Genomic DNA, 18,895 nt, shown 5'->3' on the forward strand with positions numbered 1-18,895 from the left:
CTATTTTACCAGGCAAGCAAATATTAAAATGTGAATAAAATGCAAAAAAGCAGTGACCATTTCGTTAAATGTAACTAAACATATCACTGCTTTAACCACCCCGTTTTAACACTTTGTACGTCGGTGAAACTTCACATTATTTGATAAAGATTAAACTTTTGTTCGCTTAATTTTGACCAGATGACGCTCACCTTCAAGCTGCGGAACCGTAAGCTGAACAATCTCTTCCACAGTGAATTCCTCAGGCAGCTGAGCAATCTCATCATCAGGCACCAGGCCCTTCAGCGCAAAGAACCGTCCATGCTCACCTGGTAGGTGATGACACCAGTTCACCATATCGGTCAGGGACGCAAATGCGCGGCTGATAACACCGTCAAATGGCGGTTCTGCCGGGAATTCCTCCACGCGGCTTTGCACAGGAGTAACGTTATCGAGTTTCAGCTCGTGCTGCACCTGGCGCAGGAAGCGTACACGCTTGCCGAGACTGTCCAGCAGAGTGAATTGCGCCTGCGGCAGAACAATCGCCAGCGGGATCCCCGGTAAACCCGGGCCGGTTCCCACATCAATGAAACGTGTTCCCTGCAAATGAGGTGCAACAATGATGCTGTCGAGAATATGACGCACCAGCATCTCGTTCGGATCGCGTACGGAAGTCAGGTTGTACGCTTTATTCCATTTGTGGAGCAGTTCGACGTAAGCCACCAGCTGTTGCTGCTGGTGATCGGACAACGAAATACCTGCTTCTTCGAGCAGACGAGAGAGTTTGTTAAGCACGGTAAATACCTGTTGGCGATAATTTGCCGGATGGCGACTTTGCCTTATCCGGACTACATTGTAGGCCCGGTAAGCGATGCGCCACCGGGCATTATTCGATAAGTTAAGCGCTGCGGCGCAGCATGCCCTGCTTTTTCAGCCAGACCAGTAAAATGGAAATAGCTGCAGGGGTGACGCCAGAAATACGTGAGGCCTGACCTATGGAGGATGGTTTGTGATCGTTCAGCTTGGCGATCACTTCGTTAGACAGCCCTGAGACCTGGCGATAATCAAGTGTAGCAGGCAATATCGTGTTTTCATTGCGTTGCTGCTTTTCGATCTCATCCTGCTGGCGGGCGATATAACCTTCGTATTTAACCTGGATCTCCACCTGCTCAGCGGCCTGCTGATCGTCCAGACCCGGCGCAAACGGCGACAGCTGAACCAGTTGTTTGTAAGTCATTTCCGGGCGACGCAGCAGATCTTCTCCGCTGGCTTCACGCGAAAGCGGCGCCGTCAGGTGAGCGTTTACTTCGTCGGCAGATGTCGCTATTGGGTTAACCCAAGTCGTTTTCAGACGCTGACGCTCGCGTTCAATGCATTCCAGCTTCTCGTTGTAACGCGCCCAGCGTTCATCATCCACCAGACCCAGCTCGCGACCCTGTTCGGTCAGGCGCAGATCGGCGTTGTCTTCGCGCAGCATCAGGCGATATTCCGCGCGGGAAGTGAACATGCGGTACGGTTCTTTGGTACCGAGGGTGCAAAGGTCATCCACCAGCACGCCGAGGTAAGCCTGATCACGACGTGGTGCCCAACCGTCTTTGTCTGCAGAACAGCGTGCAGCGTTGAGACCGGCCAGCAGGCCCTGTGCAGCTGCTTCTTCGTAACCAGTGGTGCCGTTGATCTGTCCTGCAAAGAACAGACCCTGGATATATTTGCTTTCCAGCGTCGGCTTCAGGTCACGTGGATCGAAGAAATCATATTCAATGGCATAGCCAGGACGCACGATCTTCGCATTTTCCATGCCGTGCATGGAACGGACGATCTGCATCTGCACGTCGAACGGCAGGCTGGTGGAAATACCATTCGGGTAAATTTCGTTGGAGGTCAGCCCTTCCGGCTCCAGGAAAATCTGGTGCTGGTTGCGATCGGCAAAGCGCATCACTTTGTCTTCAATCGACGGGCAATAGCGTGGGCCAATCCCTTCGATGATGCCTGCGTACATTGGGCTACGATCGAGGTTATTACGAATCACGTCATGGGTTTTTTCGTTGGTATGCGTGATGTAACACGGTACCTGACGCGGGTGCTGCGCCGTATTGCCCATGAACGAAAACACCGGCATCGGGTTGTCGCCATGCTGTTGAGCCAGAACGCTGAAATCGATAGTACGAGCATCAATGCGCGGCGGCGTACCCGTTTTGAGGCGGCTGACGCGCAGCGGCAATTCACGCAGACGACGAGACAGTGGGATGGAAGGCGGATCGCCAGCACGGCCACCGCTGTAGTTATCCAGACCAATGTGAATTTTGCCATCGAGGAATGTCCCGACGGTTAATACGACGGCTTTAGCACGGAACTTCAGGCCCATCTGAGTGACAGCGCCCACAACCCGATCGTTTTCGACGATCAGATCTTCAACCGCCTGCTGGAAGATCATCAGGTTTGGCTGATTCTCCAGGGCGGTGCGTACGGCCTGACGATACAACACACGATCGGCCTGAGCACGGGTGGCCCGAACGGCAGGGCCCTTGCTGGCGTTTAGTATCCTAAACTGGATACCCGCATGGTCGATAGCATTGGCCATCAGTCCGCCGAGTGCATCCACTTCTTTTACCAGGTGTCCTTTCCCAATGCCGCCAATAGCCGGGTTACAGCTCATCTGTCCCAGCGTGTCGATATTGTGTGTCAACAGCAGGGTTTGCTGACCCATACGTGCTGCGGCCATCGCGGCCTCAGTGCCTGCATGACCCCCGCCAATGATGATGACGTCAAAAGGATCCTGATAAAACATGGTGGTCTGCCTCGCTTGAAAGCGGTTTGAAAAGTGATTGAAGCCCGGGCCGTGGATTCTACTCAACTTTGGCTGTCGGAGAAAGCACCTGGGATCTTGGGTATTTAATAGAAGATCTTTTATTTAGAGATCTGTTTTATTGTGATCTCTTATTAGGATCGCCATTTTCTGTGGATAAGGTGGATCCGTCTTTTGAGATCATAGGCTTAAGAAGGATCATTGCCTGTGAATGATCGGTGATCCTGGTCCGTATAAGCTGGGATCAAAATGAAGGGTTATACACAACTCAAAAACTAACCAAACCTTATGCTTGGGATAACTACCGGTTGATCAGTGCTTTTAACCAGAGTTATACACAAAAAAAACGCCGATCTTTACAAAACTCAGAGCAAAATTATCCAGGATCCGAGCCAAATTTCAGCCGGATCTTCAGGAATGTCATGATCGAGGATGTTTACCTTGAGCGTTTCACCAATCTGTTTGGCTCCGCAGGCGATCAGTTCGTTATCGATTTTGTCGATCGCCCCGCAGAAAGTGTCATATTCACGGCTGCCAATTCCGACCGAACCAAAACGCACAGCGGAGAGGTCAGGTTTCTCTTCCTTTATTGCTTCATATAAAGGAACAAGATTATCCGGGATGTCACCGGCACCGTGTGTAGAGCTGACCAGCAGCCAGATTCCACCTTTATTCAGATCTTCAAGCAGGGGGCCATGCAGAGTTTCAGTGGAATAACCCGCGTCTTCCAGCTTTTCTGCCAGATGTTCCGCAACGTACTCGGCACCGCCAAGCGTACTACCACTGATCAGTGTAATGTCTGCCATGAAGTCCACCCCATAATTCCTGAGTGACATATTGTACGCTGTGTGTGAGCTGGGATCTACCTGTGGAAAGATGTGGGATTAAAATGCCCGATCACGGGCGGATGGTCCGCATGATCGGGTTCTGCAGGGAGATAAGCGTTTCGGTGGACTGAATTTCATCGATTGTTTGGATCTTGTTGATAAGTACCTGCTGGAGGGCGTCGATCGAACGGCACATCACCTTAATAAAGATGCTGTAGTGGCCAGTGGTGTAATACGCCTCAGTGACTTCGTCGAGGCTTTCCAGTCTTGCCAGCGCAGAGGGATAATCTTTCGCGCTTTTTAGAATAATGCCGATAAAACAGCAGACATCGTAGCCGAGCTGTTTCGGGTTCACATCGATGCGTGCGCCAGTGATGATCCCCGCTTGTTTCATTTTCTCGACGCGCACATGGATAGTACCGGGGCTAACGCCAAATTGTTTGGCCAGTTCGGCATAGGCGGTACGCGCATTGGCCATTAATGCCTCGAGAATGCCGCGGTCGAGATTGTCGATCTGATAATTTTCCATTGGATTTTCTTATGATGTTTGATGATTCACTCTATTTTAGCGCTTTGTTTTGACGAATCAAAACACGAAGCGGCTTTTTGCTTGTTGATTATTGAATTACCCCCGCATTCTGTTGCTTAATCAATGGCAACAGGACAGGAGTAAAAATAATGAAAACCGCTTACATCGCAAAACAACGCCAGATCAGTTTCGTAAAGTCCCATTTTTCCCGTGAGCTCGAAGACAGACTTGGACTCATTGAAGTTCAGGCGCCGATCTTAAGCCGCGTGGGCGATGGCACTCAGGACAACCTTTCTGGTTGCGAAAAAGCGGTACAGGTAAAAGTGAAAAACTTACCAGACGCCCAGTTCGAGGTGGTTCACTCTCTCGCGAAGTGGAAGCGCCAGACGCTGGGACAACACGACTTCAGCGCGGGCGAAGGGCTCTACACGCACATGAAAGCCCTTCGCCCCGATGAAGACCGCCTCTCGGCTATCCATTCCGTGTACGTTGACCAGTGGGACTGGGAACGCGTAATGGGTGACGGCGAGCGCCACACCGGTACGCTAAAAGCGACGGTTGAAGCCATTTATGACGGGATCAAAGCCACTGAGGCCGCAGTCAGCAAAGAATTTGGTTTGGCACCGTTCCTGCCAGAACAGATCCACTTTGTGCACAGCGAAGAATTATTGACCCGCTATCCGGGTCTGGATGCCAAAGGCCGCGAGCGTGCTATCGCCAAAGAGTTCGGCGCAGTGTTCCTGATGGGGATTGGCGGCAAATTGTCGGATGGGGCGCGCCATGACGTGCGTGCGCCGGATTATGATGACTGGAGCACCCAGAGTGAAACCGGGCTGTCTGGCCTCAACGGCGACATTCTGGTGTGGAACCCGGTTCTGGAAGATGCGTTTGAGATCTCCTCAATGGGGATCCGCGTGGATGCCGAAGCGCTGAAACGTCAGTTAGCACTCACTGGGGATGACGATCGTCTGCAGCTCGAGTGGCACCAGGCGCTGCTCAAAGGTGAAATGCCGCAGACTGTCGGCGGCGGCATTGGCCAGTCACGTTTGACCATGCTGCTGTTACAGCTGCCACATATCGGTCAGGTGCAGTGTGGCGTCTGGCCACAGCAGGTCCGCGATAGCGTTGCCTCTCTGCTGTAATCAGCGTTTCCAGCGGCGCAGCAGTCGGCTGCGCAGCCCGGTATCAAAGCGCCAGATATGATCGAAGATGCGCATGATCCCGGGTTTCCCGTGCTGCGACATCGCCACCGCATGAAAGCGATGCAGATGTTTGCGCTGAAGCTCGCCCACCTTATTCACCACGTCGTCCGGCAGCCGCTGGGCGATGAAATCTGAAATGACCACCGCATCGGCATCGGTCCATTCCGGGCCCTGCATCCGCTCGATAATGGCACGGAAGCAGCTGGCGATATCGGTCCCACCGCGAAAACGCTGGCTTAAAAAACGGATCGCCTGTTCCAGGCCCTGCGGGCCAGTCAGCTCGTAGCGCACCACTTCACTGGCGAAAAGCATAATGAAACAGCGGCGATTGTCCGCCAGTGCGACGCGCATCAGCGCCAGGCAAAACGCCTTCGCACACTGTTCGTTAAACCCCCCCATCGAACCTGACGTATCCACGCAGACGATAAACGGTCCGCGCGGTTGTTCGTCGAAATCCTGATGTACCACCGGGCGTTCGCTGAGTTTCTCCCGCCACGCATCGCCGTGCAGTCGGTAAGTGAGCAGTTGCTTCTCCACCAGCCGGCGGTAAAACTCGTATTCAAGTTCAGTAATGCCGAGCGTCGCCAGCTCCGGCGGCAGCAGGCGCAGAATGTCGTCGCTTTGTTGCAGACCGTCGACCTGTTCGGGCACCGTGGCCGGTTCGCGCACCAGGGTGCGGAAGGTTTCCATCGGTGAATCTTTTTTCGGCACCGATTTGGCCTCGCGTGAACGCCCGAGTTGCTCAGCCAGCCGCATCAGTTCCGGTTGTTCGCTAAGGAAATCGCCGTATCTGACAATCAGCTGCCAGTCACCGCGCTTGAGCTGGCCTTCACTCATGTCCCAGAGTCGTCCGGCGGAATTGTCGTTTTCTACAAGTACCGGTTCCAGCTGACCGCTGAGAGTCATGCGCTCCTGCACTTCGCTCAACAGCTGTTCGCGTTCATCTTCCAGCAACTGCTGGTTCAGCGTGGTGGCCTGCACCACCAGACTCAGTCGCCAGCGCTGTAAAAACAGGGTGTGCAGCGCGGCGGTAAAGGTTGCGTTGTTATCCACCAGCTGCTGCGCCTGGGCGGCAAACGGGGAATGGAGTTTCTGCAACAGAGTGAGGATTTGCGGAAGCTGAACGGTAAACTGAGTGGTCGATAGCGTCTGGCTCTGCTGAAAAGCCATCACCTCGTCGCTCAAATCTTGCGGAACCTGAGTCTCTTTCAGCCTGCCTTTTAGCGCTTCCCGCCAGCGGGGAATATCTTGTGCGATCGCATTTTTCAGCCGCGGGAATTTTTCAAAAAACAACGCCAGCTGTGGCGAGGCCAGCAGGGCGAGGATCATCTCTTCGATCATCCCTTCCTCGCTGACCGCCAGCATCACATTGAGCGTGTCGAGGCTGAGCATTACTGCCGCGCCTGTTTGATCTGCGCCCCGACGTCCTGCAGGCTGGCTTCAATTTTTACTGGCCAGTCACCGTGAATGAACAGGCATTTCTGCTGCTCGCTAAAGCGGGTGTGCTGCTGATGCCACTCATCGTCGAGCGCATCCAGCTGCTGTTTGATTTCCCCTGGCATGTTCTCTGGCGTAGCGCAGCCTGGCAGTGCCAGACGCGAGCCTTGCAGGCTGACATCCCGAACCAGCAAATGCTGGCTGGTATCCACTTCCATATTTAGCACCTGAGCAAAGCCGATGCCGTTGAGTTTGCCGCGAATTTCGCCGCCTTTTTCCAGCCAGTGCACGAGCGCCGGGCGTTCCAGGGTTACGTGAACCACGTTCATGTCATGCAGCTTCAGCGGCTGCTGCAAGAGCAGCGTCAGCGTTGGGGTCTGCACCTCATCCGGCAGTTCGTAATGCGGTTTACGGCTGAACATGCCACCCAGGCGCGTCACTTTTAGCGCGGTTTTGTCGCTCTGTTGCTGTTGCAACTGCAGCCGACGCTGGATAATCGAACCCAGTTTGGTGAGCATCGCCTGCTGCTGCCAGGCATGCCCGGTCATCAAAATGTCGAGCTGTTGCTGCATCAGACTGCGGCTTTCTGCGTCGTGCCACAGACAGTCTTTGAGCAGGATAAGATCGATAGGCGCAATGGCGTCGCGGCCGCTGAAAAAGGCGCAGGCCTGCAATAAACGAACCGCCTTTTTCCAGCGCCGATCGGAGACATACGGTGCGTTTGGCATCATATCGAGCTGCTGACGCAACTGATAAACCAGCTCGAATACGCTGTCTGACAGCTTCACGCCACCAATATCTACCTGCCACTGCCTGAACTCTTCGTCCGTCACCTGTAGATTTTCGGGCACCGGGTTGGCGCTTTCATCGTGCTGGTTGATGAGCAACGAGCGGAAATTGCTTTTTTCCTGCACTTTGTCGAGCCACAAGCGAATCAGCATACGGTCATATAAGGCTTCGAGGCTGCTGTCGGCTTCCGGCAGTTCGTTAGACGCGGCCACCAGCAGGCGCATCGGGATTTTCTCTTCATGCGCACCGTTGCGAAAGCTGCGTTCGTTAATGGCGGTCAGCAGGGTATTCAGAATTGCCGGGCCCGCTTTCCAGATTTCATCCAGAAACACGATTTCTGCTTCCGGAAGATAGCCTGTGGTTAAACGCTCATAGCGCCCTTCATCTTTTAACGCCTGAATCGACAGCGGGCCAAAAACTTCTTCCGGAGTGGAGAAGCGGGTCATCAGGTATTCAAAGGCGCGGGCGTGTTGGAAGGCAAATTTGAGGCGGCGGGCGATGAGGCTTTTAGCTATCCCCGGTGGACCAAGGAGAAACACGCTTTCGCCGCTCAGCGCGGCCAGCAGGCACAGACGGATGGCGTGACTACGCTCAAAAAGCCCCTTTTCAAGGGACTGACTGAGTCGGGAAATTCTTTCTGCTAATAAGTGTGATTGCGCCATAATAGAGTGGTGTCCTTCCGCCATTTATCCAGCTATCAAGCGATTATAGCCGTTTGCTGGCGCCGGGTAATAGTGGGAGAAGCCGTCGACATTTCTTTGAGCAAGGTTAATGAGGAGTCATTTTGGAGTACGATTCTTCTGTTAATCGTGCATACTGTGCGCCTTTTGTGAGCCAGGGATCCGGGTACACATTTGTCTTATTAAACGAAAGACGAGTCTATGAGCACTGATAATAAGCAATCGTTGCCAGCGATCACCCTTGCTGCAATTGGCGTGGTATACGGTGACATTGGTACCAGCCCTCTTTATACACTGAGAGAATGTCTCTCAGGCCAGTTTGGATTTGGCGTGGAACGGGATGCCGTTTTTGGCTTTTTATCCCTGATTTTCTGGCTGCTGATTTTTACCGTTTCCTTGAAATACATCACCTTCGTGATGCGTGCGGATAACGCCGGAGAAGGCGGGATCCTGACGTTGATGTCTCTTGCCGGGCGCAACACATCGGCGAGAATGACGTCGGTGCTGGTTATCCTCGGCCTTATCGGCGGCAGTTTCTTCTATGGCGAGGTGGTAATAACCCCGGCCATCTCGGTGATGTCGGCCATTGAAGGCCTCGAAATCATCGCTCCGCAGCTTGATAGCTGGATAGTCCCCATCTCTATCGCCGTACTGACCCTGCTGTTTATGATTCAAAAGCACGGTACTGCGCTGGTGGGGAAACTGTTCGCGCCTATCATGCTGATTTGGTTCCTGTTGCTGGCGGTGCTCGGTGCACGCAGTATCATCGACAACCCGGACGTGCTGCATGCGTTGAACCCGTACTGGGCGGTGCACTTCTTCCTTGAATACAAAACGGTTTCCTTTGTGGCGCTGGGGGCGGTCGTTCTGTCGATTACCGGTGTCGAAGCGTTGTATGCGGATATGGGCCATTTCGGCAAATTACCGATTCGTATTGCCTGGTTCACGGTGGTTCTGCCTTCGCTGGTGCTGAACTACTTCGGTCAGGGCGCGCTGTTACTCAAACACCCGGAAGCGATTAAAAACCCGTTCTTCCTGCTGGCGCCTGAGTGGGCGCTGATTCCGATGCTGATTATCGCGACCTTCGCGACGGTCATTGCTTCCCAGGCGGTCATTTCCGGCGTGTTCTCCCTGACGCGTCAGGCGGTTCGTCTTGGATATCTGTCGCCGATGCGCATTATTCATACCTCTGAAATGGAATCCGGTCAGATTTACATCCCGTTCATTAACTGGCTGCTGTACGTGTCTGTGGTGCTGGTGATTGTCAGCTTCCAGCACTCCAGCAACCTGGCGGCGGCATACGGGATTGCGGTTACCGGCACCATGGTGCTGACCTCGATTCTGGCGACCACCGTGGCACGTAAAAACTGGCACTGGAACAAGTACTTTGTGTTCGTTATCCTGGTGGCATTCCTGTGTATCGACGTACCGTTGTTCTCGGCGAACCTCGATAAACTGCTCTCTGGCGGTTGGCTGCCGCTGACGCTGGGCTTGGTGATGTTTATGGTGATGACCACCTGGAAGAGCGAACGTTTCCGCCTGCTACGCCGCATGCATGAACATGGCAACTCTCTCGAAGCGATGATTGCGTCGCTGGAGAAATCACCGCCTGTGCGCGTGCCTGGCACTGCGGTGTACATGTCCCGCGCGCTGAACGTGATTCCGTTTGCGATGCTGCATAATCTCAAGCACAACAAAGTGCTGCATGAGCGCGTGATCCTGCTGACGCTTCGCACCGAAGATGCGCCGTATGTTCACAACGTGCGTCGCGTGTCTATCGAGCAGCTGTCACCGTCGTTCTGGCGTGTAGTGGCGAGCTACGGCTGGCGCGAAACGCCAAACGTGGAAGAAGTCTTCCACCGCTGCGGTCTGGAAGGGCTGAGCTGTCGGATGATGGAAACCTCGTTCTTCATGTCGCATGAATCGCTGATTATCGGTAACGACCGCCCGTGGTATCTGCGTCTGCGCGGCAAGCTGTACCTGCTGCTGCAACGCAACGCCCTGCGTGCACCTGACCAGTTTGAAATCCCGCCAAACCGGGTAATCGAACTCGGTACCCAGGTCGAGATATAACTCAGCCTCAAAAATATGCCCGGCATTCTTGCCGGGTATTTTTTTAGTGGGGCCGGGCAAGCGAAGCGCCACCTGACTACACTCTGACTTCCTGATAATTTCACTTAGCGAAACGTTTCGATACCGATCACACTTCTGCAACCTGATGGTGGTTTTCTGTACGCTATTGGGATTAAACTTATCTCCAGCGAAACGTTTCGCTAGTGGAGCAGAACGATGAAGAAAGGTACGGTACTCAACGCTGATATTTCCTCGGTCATTTCCCGTCTTGGGCATACCGATACGCTGGTGGTTTGTGACGCAGGCTTGCCTGTCCCACACAGTACACAGCGAATTGATATGGCCTTAACCCAAGGGGTGCCTGGATTTATGCAGGTGCTGGAAGTGGTGACGACCGAAATGCAGGTTGAGACGGCAATTCTCGCCGCGGAAATCAAAACACATAATCCGCAGCTCCACGAAACGTTGCTCAATCACCTCGAGCAGCTGCAGCAACACCAGGGAAACACCATTGAAATCCGTTACACCACACACGAGCAGTTCAAATTACAAACCGCAGACAGTCAGGCGGTGATTCGCAGCGGGGAATGCTCCCCGTATGCGAATATCATTCTCTGTGCTGGCGTCACTTTCTGAGGCCGCCATGGACGCATTACTGCAACTCAAAGGGATCGATAAATCTTTCCCGGGCGTGAAAGCCCTTTCCGGCGCATCGCTGAACGTCTACTCCGGCCGCGTAATGGCGCTGGTGGGCGAAAACGGCGCCGGTAAATCGACGATGATGAAAGTGCTGACCGGGATCTACACTAAAGATGCCGGCTCTCTGCATTGGCTTGGCCAGGAAGCGACCTTTACCGGACCGAAATCCTCTCAGGAAGCCGGGATCGGCATCATTCATCAGGAACTGAACCTGATCCCGCAGCTGACCATCGCCGAGAACATCTTTTTAGGCCGTGAGTTCGTTAACCGCTTCGGCAAAATCGACTGGAAAACCATGTACGCCGAAGCAGACAAACTGCTGGCGAAGCTCAACCTGCGCTTTAAAAGCGACAGGCTGGTGGGCGAACTGTCGATTGGCGATCAGCAGATGGTGGAAATCGCCAAAGTGCTGAGCTTCGAGTCGAAGGTCATCATCATGGATGAACCGACGGACGCACTGACCGATACTGAAACCGAATCGTTATTCCGCGTCATTCGCGAGCTGAAATCCCAGGGCCGCGGCATCGTTTATATCTCTCACCGAATGAAAGAGATCTTCGAGATTTGTGATGACGTGACCGTATTCCGTGACGGCCAGTTTATTGCCGAGCGCGAAGTGGCAACGCTCACCGAAGATTCACTGATTGAAATGATGGTCGGGCGCAAGCTCGAAGATCAGTATCCGCGCATCGACAAAGTACCGGGTGACGTGCGTCTGAAGGTCGATAACCTGTGCGGCCCGGGCGTGGAAAATGTCAGCTTCACGCTGCGCAAAGGGGAAATCCTCGGCGTGGCGGGCCTGATGGGAGCCGGGCGTACCGAACTGATGAAAGTCCTGTACGGCGCACTGCCGCGTAGCAGTGGTTACGTTACGCTGGATGGCCATGAAGTGGTGACCAAATCCCCACAGGACGGTCTGGCCAACGGCATCGTTTATATCTCCGAAGACCGTAAGCGTGACGGCCTGGTGCTGGGCATGTCGGTAAAAGAGAACATGTCGCTGACCGCGCTGCGCTATTTCAGCAAAGCGGGCGGTGGCCTGAAGCATAAAGATGAACAGCAGGCGGTGAGCGATTTCATCCGTCTGTTCAATGTTAAAACCCCGTCGATGGAGCAGGCGATTGGCTTGCTCTCGGGCGGTAATCAGCAAAAAGTGGCGATTGCCCGAGGGCTGATGACGCGACCGAAAGTGCTTATCCTCGATGAGCCAACGCGAGGCGTGGACGTCGGGGCGAAGAAAGAAATTTATCAGCTGATTAACCAGTTTAAAGCCGATGGCCTGAGCATCATTCTCATCTCTTCGGAGATGCCGGAAGTGCTGGGCATGAGCGACCGCATCATGGTGATGCACGAAGGGCATCTCGGCGGTGAATTCACACGCGAGCAGGCCACCCAGGAAGTATTGATGGCTGCCGCTGTGGGCAAGCTTAATCGTGTGAATCAGGAGTAAGAAAGATGACTACCCAGGCTGTTGCTGGTCGCCGTTATTTCACCAAAGCGTGGCTGTTGGAGCAAAAGTCGCTGATTGCTCTGCTGGTGCTGATAGCCGTTGTCTCGACCATGAGTCCGAACTTTTTTACCGTTAATAACCTGTTCAACATCCTGCAACAGACGTCGGTCAACGCCATTATGGCGGTGGGGATGACGCTGGTTATTCTGACTTCCGGTATCGATTTGTCCGTCGGTTCGTTGCTGGCCCTGACCGGCGCGGTTGCGGCGTCGATTGTTGGTATCGAAGTGAATGCGCTGGTGGCCGTCGCGGCTGCGCTGGCATTAGGTGCGGCGATTGGCGCTGTGACGGGCGTGATTGTGGCGAAAGGCCGCGTGCAGGCATTTATTGCCACTTTGGTGATGATGTTGCTGCTGCGGGGTGTGACGATGGTATACACCAATGGCAGTCCGGTGAATACGGGTTTTACCGCTAACGCCGATGTCTTTGGCTGGTTTGGTATCGGCCGTCCGCTGGGGATTCCGACGCCGGTGTGGATCATGGCGATTGTGTTCCTCGCGGCGTGGTACATGCTGCACCACACCCGACTGGGCCGTTACATCTACGCGCTGGGCGGTAACGAAGCGGCAACGCGTCTGTCCGGTATCAGTGTCAATAAAGTCAAAATTATCGTGTATTCGCTGTGCGGCATGTTGGCCTCACTGGCAGGTATTATCGAAGTGGCGCGTCTGTCATCTGCGCAACCGACGGCCGGTACCGGCTATGAGCTCGACGCGATTGCGGCGGTGGTGCTGGGCGGAACCAGTCTGGCGGGCGGCAAAGGTCGCATTGTTGGGACGCTGATCGGCGCATTGATTCTCGGTTTCCTTAATAATGGTTTGAATTTGTTAGGTGTTTCCTCCTATTACCAGATGATCGTTAAAGCGGTGGTGATATTGCTGGCGGTGCTGGTAGACAACAAAAAGCAGTAATAACTGACATAACAGGACATCTCAGATATGAACATGAAAAAACTGGCTACCCTGGTTTCTGCTGTGGCACTGAGCGCCACCGTAAGTGCTAACGCAATGGCGAAGGACACTATTGCGCTGGTTATCTCGACACTGAACAACCCGTTCTTTGTTTCCCTGAAAGACGGTGCGCAGAAAGAAGCGGATAAACTGGGCTACAACCTGGTGGTCCTGGATTCTCAGAACAACCCGGCGAAAGAGCTGGCGAACGTTCAGGACCTGACCGTACGTGGCACCAAAATCCTGCTGATCAACCCAACGGATTCCGACGCCGTGGGTAACGCTGTAAAAATGGCAAACCAGGCGAAGATCCCAGTGATTACGCTGGACCGTCAGGCGTCTAAAGGCGAAGTGGTGAGCCACATTGCGTCTGATAACGTGCTGGGCGGTAAAATTGCAGGCGACTACATCGCGAAGAAAGCCGGTGAAGGCGCGAAAGTTATTGAACTGCAGGGTATTGCAGGGACGTCTGCCGCTCGTGAGCGTGGCGAAGGTTTCCAGCAGGCCGTTGCGGCGCACAAATTTGATGTCCTGGCGAGCCAGCCAGCAGATTTCGACCGTACAAAAGGTCTGAACGTCATGCAGAACCTGCTGACCGCACATCCGGACGTGAAAGCTGTTTTCGCGCAGAACGATGAAATGGCGCTGGGTGCGCTGCGTGCGCTGCAGACTGCCGGTAAATCAGATGTGATGGTTGTCGGTTTTGATGGTACTCCGGATGGCGAAAAAGCAGTAAATGATGGCAAACTGGCTGCGACGATTGCACAGCTGCCAGAGCAAATCGGCGCCCAGGGCGTTGACGTTGCTGCTAAAGTGCTGAAAGGTGAGAAGGTTCAGGCCAAATACCCTGTTGACCTGAAGCTGGTCATCAAGCAATAAGTCATCACTGACTCAGGCCAATAAGAGCCTGAGGGGACAATCTAAAAAGAAAAGTGTGGCATGCGCCACCGGAAATCCCGGTGGCGCTCTTTATCGGACACTCATTATTATGAAAACCGCAGGTAACCTCGTCGTCCTTGGCAGTATCAATGCCGATCACATTCTTAACCTTGAATCTTTCCCGCGACCGGGCGAAACCGTGACAGGCAGCCAGTATCAAGTGGCGTTTGGCGGAAAAGGCGCAAATCAGGCCGTCGCCGCCGGACGCTGCGGGGCAAACATCGCTTTTATCGCCTGTACCGGCGATGACGACACCGGCGAACAGGTGCGTAATCAACTGGCGAGCGACAATATCGACATTGTGCCAGTGAGCGTTGTAGCGGGCGTTTCCACCGGCGTGGCGCTGATTTTCGTTAATGGTGAAGGTGAGAATGTCATCGGTATTCACGCGGGGGCAAACGCCGCGCTGACAACCGAGCGAGTGGCGGAGCAAAAAGAACGTATTGCCAGCGCCGATGCGCTGCTGATGCAGCTGGAATCGCCGCTGGAAAGTGTTCTGGCGGCGGCGAAAATTGCCCACGACAACCAGACGACCGTGGCGCTTAATCCGGCTCCGGCTCGTGAACTGCCGGACGAACTGCTTTCGCTGGTGGATATCATCACCCCTAACGAAACCGAAGCGGAAAAGTTGACGGGCGTGCGGGTCGAAAATGATGAGGATGCCGCAAAAGCGGCGCAGGTGCTGCATGATAAAGGCATAGACACGGTCATTATTACGCTCGGCAGTCGCGGCGTGTGGGCCAGCCAGAGAGGGAACGGCCAGCGCGTGCCGGGCTTTAAAGTGCAGGCCATCGACACAATTGCTGCGGGCGACACCTTTAACGGCGCGCTGATGACGGCGCTGCTGGAAGGCACCGAATTACCGGAAGCGTTGCGATTTGCACATGCGGCAGCGGCGATTGCCGTGACCCGTAAAGGCGCGCAGCCTTCTGTTCCATGGCGCAAAGAGATCGACGACTTCTTACGTCAGCAGGGGTAACGCTTGGCTACCATGAAGGATGTTGCTCGCCTGGCGGGCGTTTCCACTTCGACGGTCTCTCACGTCATTAATAAAGACCGGTTTGTCAGCGAAAGCATCACCGAAAAGGTGAATGCCGCCATTAAAAGCCTTAACTACGCGCCTTCGGCCCTGGCGCGTAGCCTCAAACTCAATCAGACCCACACTATCGGCATGCTGATCACCGCCAGTACCAATCCGTTTTACTCGGAACTGGTTCGCGGCGTCGAGCGCAGCTGCTTTGAACGCGGCTACAGTCTGGTGCTTTGCAACACCGAAGGCGACGAGCAGCGGATGAACCGTAATCTCGAAACGCTGATGCAAAAGCGCGTCGACGGTTTATTGCTGCTGTGTACCGAAACGCACCAGCCGTCGCCGGAAATCGTCCAGCGTTATCCTTCTATACCGACGGTGATGATGGACTGGGCACCGTTCGACGGTGACAGCGATATTATTCAGGATAATTCTTTGCTCGGCGGGGATATGGCGACGCAGTATCTGATCGACAAAGGTTATCGCCGTATCGCCTGTATTGCCGGTCCGCTGGACAAAACGCCTGCGCGTCTGCGTCTCGAAGGGTATCAGGCGGCGATGGCGCGCAGCGGATTGCCGATTGTCGATGGCTACATTATTACCAGCAACTTTGAATTTGGCGGCGGATTAACGGCGATGCAGGCATTACTGGCACTGCCGGAACCACCGCAGGCAGTATTCGTGGGCAATGACGCGATGGCGGTCGGGGTTTATCAGGCGTTGTACCAGGCGGGGCTTAACATTCCACGTGATGTGGCGGTGGTGGGTTATGACGATATCGAACTGGCGGCCTACATGACGCCGCCGCTGACGACAATCCATCAGCCCAAAGATGAGCTGGGCGAGCTGGCTATCGACGTATTGATTCACCGAATGGCACAGCCCGGGCAGAAACAGCAGCGTGTGCAGCTGACGCCCGAACTGGTGGTGCGCGGGTCGGCCTAAGCTTTCTTGTGCCGCTCTTTAATCAGATTGCGGCCATCTTTCGGTTTTAACAGCATAAACGTTACCGCGGATACTACGGTCAGAGCACCCATCGTAATAAAGGTATAGTGGAACTGTTCCACGGTGTTGCTGCCGTCGAACCCTTCATAAAAGCGTAGCACTGCGGCGCTTATCGCCACCCCAAGACTAATAGACAGCTGCTGCGTCACGGCCAGCACGCTATTGCCGCTACTGGCGTTTTCGTCTGTGAGATCAGCCAGCGTTATGGTGTTCATCGACGTAAACTGCGTCGACATCGCCATTCCCAGCACGAATAAAGGCAGGACCAGCATCCACACCGGCATGGACGGTGACTGCAGCGAGAACTGCGCAATCATCAGGCCGATAAATACCGTTATCCCTACCAGCGTCTTACGATATCCCAGCCAACGCAGCACCTGCGTCACCGTAGATTTCGCCAGAATCGACCCTAACGCCGTAGGCGCCATCATGCAGCCGGCGATCAGCGCCGGATAACCAAACCCAACCTGCAACATCAACGGCATCAGGAACGGAACGCAGCCGGTACCGAGACGCGTGGCGAGGTTGCCGACTATCCCCACGGAGAAGGTGCGCGTTTTGAACATCGGCAGCGCGATGAGCGGCGTAGGATGGCGGCGCGCGTGGCGAATATAAGCCAGTAATAGAAGAACACTGACCGCTATGATGGCCAGCGCTATCCACGTCGCGACAATTTTCTCACCGAACAGCTCCATCCCGCTGGAAAACAGAACCAGACTCAGGCCGAACAGCAAGAAGCCGGTCATATCAAATCTGCGGCGCGGGGTGGTGAAGTTCGGCATATATTTGCGGGCATACAGCAGCCCGGCGATGCCTATCGGGATGTTAATCAGGAAAATCCAGTGCCAGCTCGCCCAAGTCACCAGCACGCCACCCAACACCGGTCCCAGAATTGGGCCGACCAGTCCAGGCATGGTCACGAAGTTCAGAACCGGTAGAAGTTCGCTGCGGGGATAGGCTCGTAGCAGTGCCAGGCGGGCGACGGGCATCATCATTGCGCCGCCAACCCCCTGAATCACGCGGAAGAGAACCAGCTGCGTTAATGAACCTGACAGGGCACATGCCAGAGAGCCCAAGGTAAACAGACTCACGGCAATCATAAAGATGCGACGCGTACCGAAGCGATCGGCCAGCCAGCCGCTGACCGGGATAAGCATCGCCACAGTCAGGGTGTAACTGATAATGGCCGACTGCATCGCCAGTGGGGAGCGGTTCAGGCTGTGGGCAATCGCGGGAAGCGCGGTGTTCAGGATGGTGGCATCCAGCGCTTGCATAAAGAAGGCCATCGCCGCGATCCACGGCAAACCGGCCATACTGCGTGATTTCTTCTCTGTCATCTATTTATTAGCCTGGGTGTTTGGGGCCGTTAACAGTGCCTGGCAAGCCTGCCAGGCACGAGGGCCATCGCTTTCCTGAATGGCATCTACAATGGCCTGATGAAGATCGAGCTTCACCACTTCGTTTTGCGTTATGGCAGCAAAGTAGGTCTGATAGACAGAATGAAACAGTGAAGCAAAAGAGGTCAGAAACGGATTGGAGCTCATTGCATAGATCTGTTCGTGCCAGGCCATATCCACTTCAATCCAGCGCTGACGGTCAAAATGCCGCTTCAGGTGGACCATATCTTCCATTAATGTATTCAGCCGGGCTTTTTGTTCCGCGCTGCCGAGCGTGGCCGCCAGCATGCAGGCCTGCGGTTCAAGACTGCTGCGCATAACAAGGAAGTGTTTCACGACTTCTTCAAAGTTACTTTCCGTGAGCCACCAGGATATCAGCTCTTTATCAAGGAAGTTCCAGTCGCTGCGGGGCATCACTCGGGTGCCAATACGTGGTCGCGGCAAAACCATCCCTTTTGCAGTCAGCGTCTTTACTGCTTCACGAACGGCGGTACGGCTTACGCCAAACTGCTCGCCCAACTCCATCTCTCCGGGGAGGATGCACTCCGGCGGGTATTCGCCGGTTAAAATCTTCTGCGCCAATTTCTCGGCAAGAACCCAAGAAATGTTCTTTTGTGCCGCCAGCTGTTGCGCGCTCAAGGACATAGATGCCTTTCCTTCATATCGAATTACCTTTCTAGTATGCCATTCAGAGACAAAATTCGGCGGTAAAAACAGCAGATAGGGCAATTAATGATGCTTTTATGAGTTGTTTGGTGAAAAAAAGGGCGAACGATAAATTAATTCAAATTTCCTCTTGCCGTCTCGTCAGAACTCCCTATAATGCGCCTCCACTGACACGGAACAACGGCACGCTAGCCGCCGGGTCAGAAGGGTTTTCCAGGAAATCCTGACAGAGAAAAGCGAAAATAAACGCTTGACTCTGAAAGAGGAAAGCGTAATATACGCCACCTCGAGTTAGCAAGCGAAAGCGCGTAACTCACTGCTCTTTAACAATTTATCAGACAATCTGTGTGGGCACTCAAAGTGACATGGATTCTTAA

The 18,895-nt window shown here is 54.2% G+C and carries 16 protein-coding genes; 8 read left to right on the forward strand and 8 right to left on the reverse strand.

What is annotated here, in order from left to right; genetic code table 11:
- Positions 1-150: 150 nt before the first annotated feature.
- The 4 genes from rsmG to asnC all read right to left on the reverse strand — a co-directional run bounded on the left by rsmG (position 151) and on the right by asnC (position 4,141).
- Complete coding sequence (gene rsmG / locus MUU47_RS15010; protein ID WP_258988956.1) at positions 151-774, reverse strand: 16S rRNA (guanine(527)-N(7))-methyltransferase RsmG; 624 nt, start codon at positions 772-774, stop codon at positions 151-153.
- Between the two features lie 103 nt (positions 775-877).
- The gene (mnmG, locus tag MUU47_RS15015) at positions 878-2,767 is read right to left on the reverse strand and encodes a tRNA uridine-5-carboxymethylaminomethyl(34) synthesis enzyme MnmG (RefSeq protein WP_258988957.1); all 1,890 of its coding nucleotides are present in this window, start codon (positions 2,765-2,767) and stop codon (positions 878-880) included.
- Positions 2,768-3,150: 383 nt separating this feature from the next.
- Positions 3,151-3,591 carry an FMN-binding protein MioC gene (gene mioC / locus MUU47_RS15020; protein WP_258988958.1) on the reverse strand — a complete coding sequence of 147 codons (441 nt, stop codon included), beginning with the start codon at positions 3,589-3,591 and terminating at the stop codon, positions 3,151-3,153.
- Positions 3,592-3,682: 91 nt separating this feature from the next.
- Positions 3,683-4,141: a transcriptional regulator AsnC gene (asnC, locus tag MUU47_RS15025; RefSeq protein ID WP_045853727.1), complete on the reverse strand. Its 459-nt coding sequence runs from the start codon at positions 4,139-4,141 to the stop codon at positions 3,683-3,685.
- A gap of 149 nt (positions 4,142-4,290) precedes the next feature.
- On the opposite strand from asnC, the gene asnA reads away from it, so the two are divergent.
- A complete protein-coding gene (gene asnA / locus MUU47_RS15030; RefSeq protein ID WP_258988959.1) occupies positions 4,291-5,283 on the forward strand; it encodes an aspartate--ammonia ligase in 993 nt (330 codons plus the stop codon).
- On the opposite strand, the gene viaA is transcribed toward asnA, so the two are convergent.
- Positions 5,284-6,735, reverse strand: a complete 1,452-nt coding sequence (gene viaA / locus MUU47_RS15035; protein WP_258988960.1) for an ATPase RavA stimulator ViaA — start codon at positions 6,733-6,735, stop codon at positions 5,284-5,286.
- Entirely contained in the window at positions 6,735-8,231 is a 1,497-nt protein-coding gene (gene ravA / locus MUU47_RS15040) for an ATPase RavA (RefSeq protein ID WP_258988961.1), read from the reverse strand. The genes viaA and ravA overlap by 1 nt, the downstream gene beginning before the upstream one ends.
- Before the next feature lie 219 nt (positions 8,232-8,450).
- On the opposite strand from ravA, the gene kup reads away from it, so the two are divergent.
- The 7 genes from kup to rbsR all read left to right on the forward strand — a co-directional run bounded on the left by kup (position 8,451) and on the right by rbsR (position 16,395).
- Positions 8,451-10,322 carry a low affinity potassium transporter Kup gene (gene kup, locus MUU47_RS15045; RefSeq protein ID WP_159768813.1) on the forward strand — a complete coding sequence of 624 codons (1,872 nt, stop codon included), beginning with the start codon at positions 8,451-8,453 and terminating at the stop codon, positions 10,320-10,322.
- A gap of 216 nt (positions 10,323-10,538) precedes the next feature.
- Complete coding sequence (gene rbsD / locus MUU47_RS15050) at positions 10,539-10,958, forward strand: D-ribose pyranase (RefSeq protein WP_159756773.1); 420 nt, start codon at positions 10,539-10,541, stop codon at positions 10,956-10,958.
- Positions 10,959-10,965: 7 nt separating this feature from the next.
- The gene (gene rbsA / locus MUU47_RS15055; protein ID WP_258988981.1) at positions 10,966-12,471 is read left to right on the forward strand and encodes a ribose ABC transporter ATP-binding protein RbsA; all 1,506 of its coding nucleotides are present in this window, start codon (positions 10,966-10,968) and stop codon (positions 12,469-12,471) included.
- Positions 12,472-12,476: 5 nt separating this feature from the next.
- Positions 12,477-13,442, forward strand: coding sequence for a ribose ABC transporter permease (gene rbsC, locus MUU47_RS15060; RefSeq protein ID WP_258988962.1), 966 nt, complete (start codon positions 12,477-12,479; stop codon positions 13,440-13,442).
- 27 nt (positions 13,443-13,469) lie between these two features.
- Positions 13,470-14,360 carry a ribose ABC transporter substrate-binding protein RbsB gene (gene rbsB, locus MUU47_RS15065; protein WP_125353628.1) on the forward strand — a complete coding sequence of 297 codons (891 nt, stop codon included), beginning with the start codon at positions 13,470-13,472 and terminating at the stop codon, positions 14,358-14,360.
- A gap of 109 nt (positions 14,361-14,469) precedes the next feature.
- Entirely contained in the window at positions 14,470-15,399 is a 930-nt protein-coding gene (gene rbsK, locus MUU47_RS15070) for a ribokinase (protein WP_258988963.1), read from the forward strand.
- Positions 15,400-15,402: 3 nt separating this feature from the next.
- On the forward strand, positions 15,403-16,395 hold the full coding sequence (gene rbsR / locus MUU47_RS15075; protein ID WP_258988964.1) for a ribose operon transcriptional repressor RbsR: 993 nt from the start codon (positions 15,403-15,405) through the stop codon (positions 16,393-16,395).
- Here the strand turns inward: rbsR and mdtD are convergent.
- Positions 16,392-17,792 carry a multidrug transporter subunit MdtD gene (gene mdtD, locus MUU47_RS15080; RefSeq protein WP_258988965.1) on the reverse strand — a complete coding sequence of 467 codons (1,401 nt, stop codon included), beginning with the start codon at positions 17,790-17,792 and terminating at the stop codon, positions 16,392-16,394. The two genes, rbsR and mdtD, sit on opposite strands and share 4 nt — an antisense overlap.
- Positions 17,793-18,497 (reverse strand): FadR/GntR family transcriptional regulator, encoded by a 705-nt coding sequence (locus tag MUU47_RS15085; RefSeq protein WP_258988966.1) that lies wholly within the window; start codon positions 18,495-18,497, stop codon positions 17,793-17,795.
- Positions 18,498-18,895 lie beyond the last annotated feature (398 nt).

The sequence above is a fragment of the Scandinavium hiltneri genome, from assembly GCF_024764835.1.
In the GTDB taxonomy this organism is placed as follows: Bacteria; Pseudomonadota; Gammaproteobacteria; order Enterobacterales; family Enterobacteriaceae; genus Scandinavium; species Scandinavium hiltneri.